The sequence below is a fragment of the Neobacillus cucumis genome (assembly GCF_023715505.1).
Genome location: NZ_JAMBOH010000002.1, coordinates 389,823 through 402,686, shown reverse-complemented (window position 1 = coordinate 402,686; position 12,864 = coordinate 389,823). Strand labels below are relative to the sequence as shown.

The following is a 12,864-nucleotide window of genomic DNA, read 5'->3' as shown; positions in this document are numbered from 1 at the left end:
AGGGGATTATAAATGATAGAACCAGTCCTTACCATTGTTGTACCATGCTATAACGAGGAAGAAGTTTTACCAGACACCATTGAACAGCTCGCGGGGCAGCTAAAAGAACTGATCGATGATGAGCTTGTTTCAAAACAGAGTAAAATCTTATTTGTTGATGACGGCAGTAAGGATCGAACATGGGAGCTAATTTATAAGGAGGGGCTTCGCAACGACTGTGTCCGCGGCCTGAAGTTATCACGGAATGTCGGCCATCAAAATGCCTTGCTGGCGGGGCTATTTACGGCAAAGGAACATTCTGATTGTGTGATTTCAATTGATGCGGACCTCCAGGATGATATCCGAGTGATTCGGGAGTTTATCGTCAAGTTCCATCAGGGCTTTGAAATTGTTTATGGTGTCCGCAAAGGGCGGGAGACAGATACGCTATTTAAGCGAAGCACAGCCCAAGGGTTTTACAAACTAATGAAAAAAATGGGTGTTGACCTTGTTTATAATCATGCTGATTTTCGGCTGTTAAGCAAACGTGCTGTCCAAGAACTCGAGCGTTTCAATGAGGTTAATTTATTTTTAAGGGGTATTGTACCATTATTAGGTTTTCGTTCCGATGTGGTTTATTATGACCGCTTAGAAAGGCAGGCTGGAGAAACAAAATACCCTTTAAAAAAGATGCTTGGGTTTGCCTTCGATGGGATTACATCCTTTTCTGTTTCTCCCATCCGTTTTGTATTAATAATAGGATTGGTATCCTTTTTCATGAGTTTGGTTTTTGGAGCTTATTTCTTATTCCTAAAATTTTTTGGTACAACCCTAACTGGATGGACGTCCTTAATTACTTCGATCTGGTTAATTGGCGGGCTACAGTTGATTGCCATCGGATTGATAGGAGAATATGTTGGGAAAATTTATAAGGAAACCAAGAACCGGCCTAAATATATTGTTGAAATTGATTCCTATTCTTTACCTGTACCAAGGCATCACTTGCTTAATCAGCCGCTAGATGAGGGAGGATTCAGTTTCGACTTTAGGCAGGTATCGGAATCAAATAAGTAACGTTTAAAACGGTGGGCTTTCTATTAAATGTGGAAAGCTCTTTTTTCTATTTTTTAGTTGTACAACCCTCTCCTTTTGAATACACATGGATAGACAGGCATCTATCCATTGCTTTGGGGGGAGAGGTATTAATGAATGTATTTTTGAGCTATGTACTGTTGGGGTTATCGCTAGCCGCTCCAATTGGGCCCATTAATGCGGCCCAAATTGATCGGGGGATTAGAAATGGCTTTATGCACTCATGGCTTATAGGGGTAGGAGCCGTGGTGGCTGATGGAATTTATATGCTTGTTGTTTACATAGGTGTGGTTCAATTCCTAGAGACCGCTTTTATGCAAACCTTCTTGTGGTTCTTTGGCTGCTTTGTGCTGATGTATACAGGAATCGAAACCTTTATGAATGCCGGAAAAATTAATCTACAACAGGCACGAGGAAAAGAACCGCTTTATAAATCATTTTTTTCTGGTTTTTTGATGTCGATTTCCAACCCCTTAACCATCCTTTTTTGGTTGGGGATTTATGGATCGGTTCTTGCTAAAACGGCGGCTACCTATGAGACAAGCCAATTAATTCTTTACAGCAGTGCTATTTTCATTGGGCTGCTGATCTGGGATATTACGATGGCAGGTGTAGCGAGCAGCTTCCGCAAATTCTTAACGTCCCACTTACTGGTTGTTATATCGTGTCTATCCGGCATATCCTTGATTGGTTTTGGAATTTACTTTGGTATGCAAGCGTTTCATAATCTATTTGGGTAATCAAAAAGTCAGCCTTAGGCAGCTGACTTTTTTGGGGATTTCTGATTAGATCCATCCGTCAAGAAGGCTAAAGAGCAGCCTCCTCGCCGGCTCGTCTGTAGCCTTGCGTCTCTGATCAAGGCACTTCCGCTTTTCTATGCTGTTGGCCAAGGCTTGAGTACTTTACTCTTGCTTTTTTCTTTTCTCTTTTCTTTTCTCCATTTAAAACTCAGGAAAAAGGTAATAATCCCGATGACCCCAATAAAGGCTAAACTAATAAAGAAGCCAGGTCTGCTTGTGTCATGAAATAAGGTTCCGCTCACAGCAATTAAAATAAACAAGGCTCCGATCGTATACATAATCTTTTCCTTTACCTTTAACTCTAAAATTTTTCTTGAGGATGCAAGAATAAACAGCCAATTATAAAGGAGCATTAAGCCTGCCGCTGTGGTAACCCACTCATAAATTTTATCCGGCAGTACCAAGGCCGAGACGATCGATGCTGTGATGCCGAGCATGGTAACGATCAAAGTCCATAATGGAACCTTTAGTTTCCCTTTTTTTGCAAAACATGCAGGAGCGTCCTCCTCCTCACCAAGTGTTTCTAATACGCTGGTCACTCCATATAAGGAAGCAGTCATCGTCGAAAAACCGGCGATAATAAGCGCAGCATTAAAGAAATGCGGGATAAAAGGCAAATGGTATGCCTTTAAGGCGACAACAAAGGTGCTTTCCTTTGTATTAAATCCATTCCAGGACACCATCGTAACGGCTAAACCAATCGACAATACATAAATAAACATGAGGGTAAACAGCATGACTTTTCCAGCTTTTGGTGCTTCACTGGGATCCTTTAATTTCGTCGCCATTAAACCTAAAATTTCGATTCCGCCAAACGCATAAAAGGCAAAAATAACGGCAGACCACAAGCCGATTGTCCCATGCGGTATTATTTCATTGGCACTATTCGGAAACTGTATCGGACGGTCACCCTCAATCACACCAAAGAGCGCAAGCAGTGCGATGACAATAAACATCGTGATGGCAGATATTTTTAAAATAGCCAAAATATTTTCAAGCCTATTTAACACTTTAACTCCGATTAAAATAATCGTTAAGCCTAAAACCGCGTAGATGGCGGTAAATATCCATAATGGAATGTTTGGAAACCAGAAGCGTGAAAAGATGGATAGTGCTGTTAATTGGCTTCCCATGATTAGCACTTCTGATGACCAATAAACCCAGCCGCTGCTAAAGCCGGCCCAACGCCCGTAAGCTTTCTTGGCATATGACCTGAACCCGCCCTTTAAAGGATCTTGTGAGGTCATTTTGGACAAAGCATCATAGACAAAGTAAGTACCAAGCGCAGCAATTAAAAATGCAAGCAATATAGCGGGCCCGGCCATTTTAATAGCAAGACCTGAGCCGAGGAAGAAGCCTGTTCCAATCGTACAGCCCACTCCAAATAGTGACAACTGCCACCATTTCATATTGTTTTTTTCTTTCGCACCTGATTTGGATTTACTCATGGTATTCTCCTTTGTATCGAAACATTGCTGATGTTAAAAAGGCTGGGAGGGCAGTCCGCCCAACCTTGTAGCTTCCTTATGGGGAGGGAGGCATTTACAGATTTCGTCCTGTTGCACCTGGTGATTTATCTGTAATGGATTGATTATTATATTCACGATCATTTAGGCCGGGCTGTTGATTTTTGTCGCTGCCAAGATACTTTCCTTGATGTTCCTGCTCAACCTTCCTAAATTTATCAAAGTTTTCATTAACCATTCAAAATCCCCTCTTTTCTCTTCAATTTTCGCCTTATCATTCTTAAGATACACGACAGACTAAAACTTATTCGATTGCTCCCTGAAAAAACAAAGGGAAATTTATTGGAATTAAATTTTTATTACATAATCAACCATGAAAAAAATGAAAATATAAAGGAACAGTAAATAATAAAACCTTGCTGGTGAAATAAATAGTTAAATTGCGTTTTCTGAAAGGGGTAATAACATGTTATCGACACAGCAGTTAGCTGAGTTACGGTTACAACTGTTAAAGGAAAAAAGTGAAATAGAGGAACGACTCGACCAGAACGACCATTTCGGATTTGAACGCGGACATTATCACGAGTCAATGGGGGAGTTATCAAGTTATGATAACCATCCTGCTGACGAAGGAACAGAACTTTATGAACGTGAAAAGGATAATGCTCTCCTTGAGCACGAGAAATTACAGTTATATAATATCAATCGCGCCTTAGAGGCGATGGAAGAGGGAACATACGGAAAATGTGAGGTTTGCGGTAAGGAGATACCAACAGAAAGGTTAGAAGCACTGCCTAATACAACGTATTGTATCGAGCATAGCCCGGACCAAGTGACCTCCCATGACCGGCCAATTGAAGAAGGCGTCCTAATGCCTCCATTTGGTAAGTTTGATATGGATGAATCTGATGAAAATGTGACCTTTGATGCGGAGGATTCCTGGCAGTCAGTCGCGGAGTGGGGAACATCTGATACACCTTCTGATCTTGCTTTTCCTAAAGACCACTTTAATGACACATACAATGAATCCGAAGAAAGTATTGGTTATGTAGAGGACTATGAAAACTTTGTTGGAAATGATATGTATGGTAACAATGTAACGGTTTATCCGAATGCTCAGCATGAAAAATACGAGGCTGAACTCGACGAAGAAGGAATTATGACAAGTTACGGGGATTTACCTGGTTATGAACATGACCCATATGTTGAAGATGAGAAGTGATAGCTAAAAAAAGAAAACAGCTTTCAATTGAGAGCTGTTTTCCTACTTCAAGAAAAGAAGGTATTAAAATTTTGACTTAGATAATTGTCCAGCTCCAGGCGCCATCGGCTCGAGGTCACAAGCCAATCCGTCCAAAAGGTTAAAGAACAACCTTTCGGCCGGCTCGTCTTGTGCTTGTCGCCGATAGGCAGGCGCCTTGCGCTTTTCTACTTTATTCGAAACCTTTTCTAGGAATTGGAATATCTTTGCCATTAACATCATCAATGACAGCCCCAATTTCTCCTTCTGTATAAGTATCGCTCACTTGCTCGTGAGAAGTAGCAATGCCAGAAGATAGGTCGTCACTTTCTTTGTAGTAGCTTGGATGATAAAAACTGCCCGCAAGTTCTTTTTTAGGATTTGCTTTCTTATGTTCCACCTTTGTAACCTCCCTTTTTAGATTATGGTACAACCGTATTTTTTCTTATTTCACATTAATTACTCCTAAAAATTTTTGAAAGGGGAATAAGCAATGAAACAAAAAAATGAATTTCCATCTCGTGAAGAGCTAGATCAGGCCTTCCATTATCTACATGATCAAATTAACCGGATTACTGTCGTGGAAGAAGTGGAAATGCAAAAGCAAGAAAAAGAGGAGATATAAGAGTAAGGGCATATTTTTTGCCCTCACTCAATATTTTTTAAATCATACAAGAGTTTTTCTCTGGACCCATCTAGGTTCTTTTTGATATGATTTTTGAGGCAAGTCTGCTTAAACTTAACAAGGAAGCATGTCAAAATCAGTCAAAACGGGTTCGATTGAAGTTTTTAGTAGATAAGCAGGTATAAAAGTTTTTGACTTTGAGAATTGTCTAGCTCCAGCGCCTAGCCCCTCGATGGTCTTCAGCTTATCCAGTTTCGGCTCCTTGGGACGCAAGTCTAGCCCCCCTGAAGAAGGCAAAAAGCGCCTTCATGCAGGGTACGTCTTAGTCTAGAGTCCCAGGACAGTCGCCACCACATTTAGGACAATCCGGCCAAAAGGTTAAAAAGCAACCTTTCGGCCGGCTCGTCTTATGCTTGGCTACAGAAAGCTATCGCTTTCTGTACGCATTAAGGGCGACTAGTCTTTGACCCTGCTTTCGCCGGTCAATCGACAAGTCGCCCTATATCGGGGCTGACCAAGGCGCTTACGCTTTTCTTAAAAAGATAAGAAAGTATAAATGTTTTTGACTTCGAAAATTGTCCAGCTCCAGCGCCTAGCCCCTCGAGGTCACAAGCCAATCCGTCCAAAAGGTTAAAGAGCAACCTTTCGGCCGGCTCGTCTTGTGCTTGTCGGGGCTAACCAAGGCGCTTGCGCTTTTCTAATTTAAAGGTGGTTTCATTATGGTAATGAGAGAGACGCTGGCTAAAAAAGTAGCCTGGATTAGTGTGATTAGTAATATCATCCTAACCCTAGGAAAGATTGTGATTGGCTGGTACGGACATAGTGATGCCGTCTTTGCAGATGGTATTCACTCGGCAGCGGATGTATTTGCATCTGTAATTGTCTTACTTGTAATCAAAATTGCCAATAAACCGGCCGATAAGGAACATCCATATGGACATGGAAAAGCTGAAGTCATTGTATCGGAAATAATCGGGATTCTCCTTCTATTAGTTGCCATTTATGTGGCTTACGAAGGCATCAGCGGTTTCTTTCATAAGGTGGAATCACCAAGTCTGTTAGCCATGTGGGTGGCCCTTTTTTCGTTTATTACAAAGATCATCCTCTATCGAAGTTCGTTAAAAGTCGCGAATGAAAATCATAGTAAAGCAATTGAAGCGATTGCCTTTGATCATAAAGCGGATATTGTGGCATCAATTGCAGCCGCTATAGGGGTTCTTCTTTCCATCATAGGAGAGCGGATGGATATTCACTTTTTACTATACGGTGATAAGGCAGCCAGTGTTTTTGTGGCCTACTTAATTTTTAAAATTGCCAAAGAAATGTTGACCGAAGCATTTGATATTTTATTAGAGCGTAATATTGACACGGAAACATTGCAGGATTATATAACGGTTATAAAGGATTTCCCAGATGTTCGCAGGATCGACCGGGTAAGAGCCAGAGAACATGGCCATTATGTTTTAGTGGACATTCGGATTGCCATTGATCATTTCAAGACCATAAAAGAAGGACATGACTTGGCAAAATCGATAAAACTTGCACTGATGGACCAAAATGACAATATTCATGAAGTATTAATTCATCTAAATCCATATTTTCCTGAAGACAAATAATTCCTGAAAAAAAACTCCTTTGTACTTTGTAGCATTTGGGTTTATGATAGGATAGGATATAAAAAGTAAGGGAGTTGATATTTTTGAGTTATTCCGTAGACCCGGACCCAAGTAGGCGGGAGGAAGTCAATGTAATCTTAGAATTGATGAAATTGAATATCAGAATATCAACTCTTAAAAAGGTTGTTGGCTTCCTCGATTAACAGTAAAAGAGGAGGTTTTGCTTGTGTTAGAAATTTTTAAAAGCACCGATGCCAGGGTCCTTGAACAGGTTGAGACAGTAACCAAAGGCTGCTGGGTTAATATGTATGCTCCAACAGCAGAAGAAATAAATAAAGTTTCAAATGATGCTCAGGTTGATGTAGATATTATAAAAGATGCGCTGGATGATGAAGAACGTCCGAGGATTGAACGGGATGACGGCCGAGTCTATATCATCGTCGACTTTCCCTATATTATTCACGATGAAACAGGCCTAGCTGTGTATGAAACGATTCCGATTGGCATTATTTTAACTGAAGATAATATTATTACCGTTTCATTAAAAGATTCACCGATTATTGAAGAGTTTCGAAAAAATCGTGTCAAGGAATTCTTTACCTTTAAAAAAACACGCTTTGCCTTGCAAATCCTGTTTGTGATTTCATCTTATTATCTTCGTTACCTCAAGCAAATAAATAAGAAAACAAACGAAATAGAACGTGAAATACACCAGTCTTTAAAAAATAAAGAGCTCTATGCCTTTCTGGCGTTAGAGAAAAGTTTAGTTTACTTTACCACTTCCTTAAAATCGAATAAGGTTGTCCTTGATAAAATCTTGCGTTTTAATTATCTAAAAATGTATGAAGAAGATAAAGATTTATTAGAAGACGTGATCATCGAAAAAACTCAGGCAATTGAGATGGCGGAGACATACCGTTCGATTTTGTCGGGAATGATGAATGCTTTCGCTTCGATCATTTCTAATAACTTGAACATCGTCATGAAATTTTTAACGTCGATTACGATTATCTTATCCTTCCCAACAATGGTGGCAAGCTTCTATGGGATGAATGTCGATATCCCTTTCCAGCACTCAACCCATTCATATGCCATTCCGCTAGTAATCTCGGCATTTTTAACGAGTTTAACCGCGTTTGTTTTTTGGAAAAAGAAATATTTCTAGATTACCAGTCTTTTAGAAGGCTGGTTTTTTTCATTTTTTAAAAATTTTCCCAACTTTTTTTTCTAATATTGATAGACAGGTCCGAATATAATTTAGCGCTAGTGACTTGTTCTGTACCATTTTGGAAAGGGGAGTTTGGATGAGAAAAAAGAAAACCATAGGTGCAACCATTATGAGTGTGGTAATGGGGGTCTCCTTGTTTGCAACAGGGGCATTTGGTCAGCAGATGAATTCCAATGAAACATACCGTGTCCTAATTCAAGGTCCCGCTTCTGAAAAGGCGAAGGCAAAAACAAGCTACGGTGTCCGCTGGGAATTCGCAGCTAATGGTTTTACAACCACGGTCAATGCTCAAGCATACCAAGCACTCCTTCATAACAAAAATTTAACGATTGAAAAAGTTCCGGAGGTTAAATTAGCTGTTGTAAATGAAGCGGCAGCAAAGCAGGGTGGAACTTTAGTGACGGCTCCTAGTGACCGAACTCCATGGGGAATACAGGCCATCTATAATGATTCAGCCGTTGCCAGTACTTCCGGTGGCAGCGGCATTGTCGTAGCTGTGCTTGATACAGGGGTGAATCGAAACCATCCTGATTTATCGAACAATGTGGCACAATGTCAGGACTTTTCACAAATGAAGGTGTCCTGGGTAGATGGAAGCTGTTCAGATGGAAATGGCCACGGTACTCATGTTTCGGGGACAGTCTTAGCGAATGGCGGAAACGGTACGGGGATTTATGGTGTCGCACCAGAAGCAAAATTGTGGTCGTATAAAGTATTAAATGATCGGGGCAGCGGCTATTCTGATGACATTGCAGCGGCAATTAGGAAGGTAGCCGATCAAGCAGCAGGTAAAAAGGTGATTATTTCGATGTCACTTGGTTCGAGCACGAAGGATTCGCTCATCTCTGACGCTGTGGACTATGCCTATGGAAAAGGGGTCCTGATTGTGGCAGCGGCCGGTAATGATGGTTCTGCCGATAATACCATTGGTTACCCGGGGGCATTACCGAATGTTGTGGCTGTAGCTGCACTCGAAAATGTACAGCAAAATGGGACTTATCGTGTAGCAGATTTCTCTTCTAGAGGTAATTCAGCCACAGACGGTGACTATGTCATACAAGAACGGGATGTTGAAGTTTCTGCACCAGGCAGGGCGATCGAATCGACCTGGAAGGACGGCGGTTATAACACGATTAGTGGTACATCCATGGCAACACCGCATGTCTCCGGTCTTGCGGCAAAAATTTGGGCTGCCAATTCATCCTGGACCAATGCACAGATACGGGCAGAACTGCAGAATAGAGCAAAATTGTATGATATTAAGGGCGGCATAAGCTCTGCAACTGGTGATGATAACGCATCAGGTTTTGGTTTCCCTAGAGTAAAGTGATCATGATTAAGCCATCCGGAAAAAGGCCTTCCGGGTGGCTGTTTAAATTTTGAAAATTCAACATGTTAAATAATATCAAAATTACTGTTAGGAAATTTCCTAATATAGTAAAATGGGTAATAAAAGAAAGGCAAGCTGGTGGCATGATGGAATTCGGAGCCCTGATTAAATACTATCGAACCCAACGGGGAATGACCCAAACGGAGCTTGCAAAAGGAATATGTTCCGTTCCGCATTTAAGTAAAATTGAAAACAATTCAAAAGAAGCCAACGAAGAAACGATCGCCCTTTTACTTGAACGGCTCAGCATTAACCTTGAAGAAATGGAAGAGAAAGAAGATGAAATCAAACACCTTCTTAGAGATGTAAATAATAAAATAAATTTCTACCTTAAAGAAGAAGCAGATGAAATCTATCAAAAATTAAAAAATAGGGAGCATCTCACCCCATTCTCTAAACATATTTATATTTGGGAGCTAACGAAATATCGCTATCTCCTATTTAAAAGAAAAATTGGGGAAGCTGAGTCGCAAAGGGACTTATTATTTAAGCAAAAGAAAAAATTTTCCCAACATGAAAGCTATTTATTTCGCTATTATAATGCGATATTCTTAATTTTAAAAGGACAGTTTAAAAACGCCGATGATATCCTTGATACATTGTACATAGAGAATGATCATGATACAACGAGCGGCGAATTCCTTTATCATCGAGCACTTGTCAAAAGCTCTCTTGAACAGTCGGGACATGCCATTCATTTTGGGAAGATGGCACTGCAGTTTTTTATGAACCAGCACAACTTTTTGCGTATTTTGCATACGTTAATGCTCTTAGGCATAAGTTACACTCACTCGAAAATTTACGAGGAAGCAGAGGGGTGTTTTCAGCATTTAATCCGAAATGCAGAATTGTTAAAGGAAGAAAATATGCTGCCGCAGATTTACCATAACATGGGCTTTTTACAAAATAAAATGAACAATGACAGGGAAGCACTGATCTATTATGAAAGAAGTTTGGCATTACAGACTAACGTCAACCAACACTATTTAGTTACACTTTATTCTATTGGCGAAATTCATTTCTCCCTTCAATTTACAGAAAAAGCAAAAAAATGCTTACAGGAAGTCTTTTTATTATCGAAAGAGTTGGGAAATAAGAAATATCGCCTCTTGGCAGAATTTTATTTACTTCATATGGCTTCGCCGCAAAAAGCGTTTAAATACTTAGAAACAAAGGTCATTCCTTATTTTGAGGAAATAAGTGAGCAGAACGATTACCTTACCCGTTTTTATAAAATGTTAGCCGATTATTACAATGAAAATGGACTGGTTCACAAAGCAGTCAGCTATCTCAATAAAATTACAGGAGGAATAGTATGAAAAAAATGGCTGTCCTATTACTGTCAGTTTCATTCCTTGTTCTTTTTGCATCCAATAACGCTGTAAAAAGTGAATCTGTATCCAATGCTCATAACTATGCTTACGCAGGTCCACAAGGTCCTCCTATTCTGCCTCCAGTATAATGAGCATATGAAAAAATCCCTGACCTCTCTCAGGGATTTTTTTTATTGATTGGAATGAATGACTATGGAAAGCAGAAAATAAGCAAAAAATTACTTTTATAGGAGATCATTTTTCAATGAGAAATGTAGGAGAGTTCGAGCAAGATAAACAGATTTGTATGCATTATGAAGATGACCGCGGTCGATTTCACGGGGCCGTTGTTCCGCCGACATTTCAAAATACATTATTTACTTATCCAACCCTTGGTGAGTTGGTGGAGGCTGTTCAGTCCGAAAAACATCATTATGTGTATGGACGAGGAACCAATCCTACGGTTGAAGTTGTGGAGAAGAAATTAGCAGCATTGGAACGTGGGGAAGATTGCAAGACATTTTCTTCGGGAATGGCGGCCATCAGTGCGGCCATTATCAATAGTGTTCAAAGCGGCGACCATATCCTTTGCGTCAGTAATTTATATTACTCGACGATGGAACTCCTAAAATATTTAGGAAAGTTTAATATAAGTCATTCGGTTGTATATTCTACTAATACCGAGGAGATTTCACAGGTGATCCAATCCAACACCAAAGTCATCTTTCTCGAAAGCCCAACAGATATGACCTACCGATTAATCGATCTTGCTGAGGTCAGTAAACTGGCAAAGGCAAATGGGATTCGCACCATTATCGATAATACATGGGCCACTCCTTTATTCCAAAAGCCACTAACATTCGGAATCGATATAGTGGTCCATTCAGCCTCTAAATATCTTGGCGGCCATAGTGATGTCCTAGGCGGGGCTTTAATTACGAGTAAAAAAATAATGGAAACCTTATTTAAAAAAGAATACCTGCTAATGGGTGCGGCAATGCCCCCATCAGAAGCATCATTATTACTGCGGGGGATTCGTACATTGCCATTACGGATGACTGCCCATCAGGAAAATGCTTTAAAAGTAGCGGAATTTCTGGAGTCTCATCCGAAAGTAGCTATGGTTAATTATCCAGGACTTAGAACCCATCCTGATTTTGAATTGGGCCAAAAACAGTTAACCGGGTACAGCGGCTTGATGAGCATTGAATTATCGCAGGCTGATTATCGCCAAGTCGAGAAGGTTATCAATAAAATGAAAGCTTTTAAAATAGGGGTTTCCTGGGGTTCATTTGAAAGCCTTGTTTTGTCCCCTAACCTAAATAACAATGAAGGGAAGCTGCTTAAGGAACAGATCAGTCCGGGAACGATTCGTCTTGCCGTAGGTCTTGAGGATGTGAATGTTTTAATCCGTGATTTAGAGCAGTCACTTAATGATTAAAGTCTAAATAGGAAGCAGGTGAGATTAAATGAAAGATCAAAAACTCTTTGAGGATGAAGAATGGGAAAAAGAGACGATTAAAAAGCTTTATGGTGTAGAACCGGAAATGACGCTGCAAACTGCAAGGTTTGCTACAACGGAAAATCCTCTACTAACGGAGTATTACCCAGAGCGATGTAATGATGAACAATAAACCTGAATGAAATCAGTCCAATATTGGGTATCCTAATATCATGTGTTTGTACTCTAAGTAGAGGTTAAGGAGGGTATTATGGAATCATTTGTTGTGGGATTTCACCAAGAAGATAATGTAGACAGCATGCAAATACAGAAAATAAATCAAGAGGAATTTAACAAAGCAACCGAGGGCGGGACAAGGCATTTATTTGAAGTTGATACGAATATAGGCCTTTTTGTCTTTTTTGACGCGGCTGACATTGATGGGAATCTTTCTTACATGGTCTTACAATATGAAGACGACAATGAAGACCCAGTCGGCTGCTATTCCTTCCAATTGAAGGACTTCTATGAATTTATGGCGCTTTTCTTAAATGACCTTGAATTCGACCAGGAAACTGAAGAGGAAGAAGAACAAGAATATGGCCCGATTCATCATCTAGCTCATTTACTGTTTCATATTGTCGAAGCAGGCAAGGATCTTAAAGTATAAAAAC

The 12,864-nt window shown here is 40.2% G+C and carries 16 protein-coding genes; 12 read left to right on the top strand and 4 right to left on the bottom strand.

Features of this window, described 5'->3' with window-relative positions; translation table 11 throughout:
- Window positions 1–12 precede the first annotated feature (12 nt).
- A complete protein-coding gene (locus M3226_RS04525; protein ID WP_251563001.1) occupies window positions 13–1,053 on the top strand; it encodes a glycosyltransferase in 1,041 nt (346 codons plus the stop codon).
- 131 nt (window positions 1,054–1,184) lie between these two features.
- A complete protein-coding gene (locus M3226_RS04520; RefSeq protein WP_251562998.1) occupies window positions 1,185–1,811 on the top strand; it encodes a LysE family transporter in 627 nt (208 codons plus the stop codon).
- A 134-nt stretch (window positions 1,812–1,945) separates the two neighbouring features.
- On the opposite strand, the gene M3226_RS04515 is transcribed toward M3226_RS04520, so the two are convergent.
- A complete protein-coding gene (locus M3226_RS04515; RefSeq protein WP_251562997.1) occupies window positions 1,946–3,319 on the bottom strand; it encodes an amino acid permease in 1,374 nt (457 codons plus the stop codon).
- Between the two features lie 94 nt (window positions 3,320–3,413).
- On the bottom strand, window positions 3,414–3,575 hold the full coding sequence (locus M3226_RS04510) for a hypothetical protein (RefSeq protein ID WP_251562995.1): 162 nt from the start codon (window positions 3,573–3,575) through the stop codon (window positions 3,414–3,416).
- A 228-nt stretch (window positions 3,576–3,803) separates the two neighbouring features.
- Here M3226_RS04510 and M3226_RS04505 point away from each other — a divergent pair, with 228 nt between their 5' ends.
- A complete protein-coding gene (locus M3226_RS04505; protein ID WP_251562993.1) occupies window positions 3,804–4,559 on the top strand; it encodes a TraR/DksA C4-type zinc finger protein in 756 nt (251 codons plus the stop codon).
- Between the two features lie 211 nt (window positions 4,560–4,770).
- Here M3226_RS04505 and M3226_RS04500 read toward each other — a convergent pair whose 3' ends face one another.
- Complete coding sequence (locus M3226_RS04500; RefSeq protein ID WP_098532010.1) at window positions 4,771–4,977, bottom strand: YozQ family protein; 207 nt, start codon at window positions 4,975–4,977, stop codon at window positions 4,771–4,773.
- 93 nt (window positions 4,978–5,070) lie between these two features.
- Between M3226_RS04500 and M3226_RS32180 the strand changes: the two genes are divergently transcribed.
- The gene (locus tag M3226_RS32180; protein ID WP_285857720.1) at window positions 5,071–5,202 is read left to right on the top strand and encodes a hypothetical protein; all 132 of its coding nucleotides are present in this window, start codon (window positions 5,071–5,073) and stop codon (window positions 5,200–5,202) included.
- Between the two features lie 114 nt (window positions 5,203–5,316).
- Here M3226_RS32180 and M3226_RS04495 read toward each other — a convergent pair whose 3' ends face one another.
- Window positions 5,317–5,475 carry a hypothetical protein gene (locus M3226_RS04495; RefSeq protein ID WP_251562991.1) on the bottom strand — a complete coding sequence of 53 codons (159 nt, stop codon included), beginning with the start codon at window positions 5,473–5,475 and terminating at the stop codon, window positions 5,317–5,319.
- Window positions 5,476–5,921: 446 nt separating this feature from the next.
- Between M3226_RS04495 and M3226_RS04490 the strand changes: the two genes are divergently transcribed.
- The 8 genes from M3226_RS04490 (at window position 5,922) to M3226_RS04455 (ending at window position 12,860) form a co-directional block, all read left to right on the top strand.
- Complete coding sequence (locus M3226_RS04490) at window positions 5,922–6,818, top strand: cation diffusion facilitator family transporter (protein ID WP_285857719.1); 897 nt, start codon at window positions 5,922–5,924, stop codon at window positions 6,816–6,818.
- A gap of 226 nt (window positions 6,819–7,044) precedes the next feature.
- A complete protein-coding gene (locus M3226_RS04485) occupies window positions 7,045–7,983 on the top strand; it encodes a magnesium transporter CorA family protein (RefSeq protein ID WP_251562989.1) in 939 nt (312 codons plus the stop codon).
- A 139-nt stretch (window positions 7,984–8,122) separates the two neighbouring features.
- A complete protein-coding gene (locus tag M3226_RS04480) occupies window positions 8,123–9,376 on the top strand; it encodes a S8 family peptidase (RefSeq protein ID WP_251562987.1) in 1,254 nt (417 codons plus the stop codon).
- A 143-nt stretch (window positions 9,377–9,519) separates the two neighbouring features.
- Window positions 9,520–10,755 carry a helix-turn-helix domain-containing protein gene (locus M3226_RS04475; protein WP_251562985.1) on the top strand — a complete coding sequence of 412 codons (1,236 nt, stop codon included), beginning with the start codon at window positions 9,520–9,522 and terminating at the stop codon, window positions 10,753–10,755.
- On the top strand, window positions 10,752–10,898 hold the full coding sequence (locus M3226_RS04470) for a hypothetical protein (RefSeq protein WP_251562983.1): 147 nt from the start codon (window positions 10,752–10,754) through the stop codon (window positions 10,896–10,898). The genes M3226_RS04475 and M3226_RS04470 overlap by 4 nt, the downstream gene beginning before the upstream one ends.
- A gap of 116 nt (window positions 10,899–11,014) precedes the next feature.
- Window positions 11,015–12,190 (top strand): trans-sulfuration enzyme family protein, encoded by a 1,176-nt coding sequence (locus M3226_RS04465; protein ID WP_251562982.1) that lies wholly within the window; start codon window positions 11,015–11,017, stop codon window positions 12,188–12,190.
- Between the two features lie 28 nt (window positions 12,191–12,218).
- Window positions 12,219–12,383 carry a hypothetical protein gene (locus M3226_RS04460; RefSeq protein WP_251562980.1) on the top strand — a complete coding sequence of 55 codons (165 nt, stop codon included), beginning with the start codon at window positions 12,219–12,221 and terminating at the stop codon, window positions 12,381–12,383.
- 78 nt (window positions 12,384–12,461) lie between these two features.
- A complete protein-coding gene (locus M3226_RS04455) occupies window positions 12,462–12,860 on the top strand; it encodes a cytosolic protein (protein WP_251562978.1) in 399 nt (132 codons plus the stop codon).
- Window positions 12,861–12,864 lie beyond the last annotated feature (4 nt).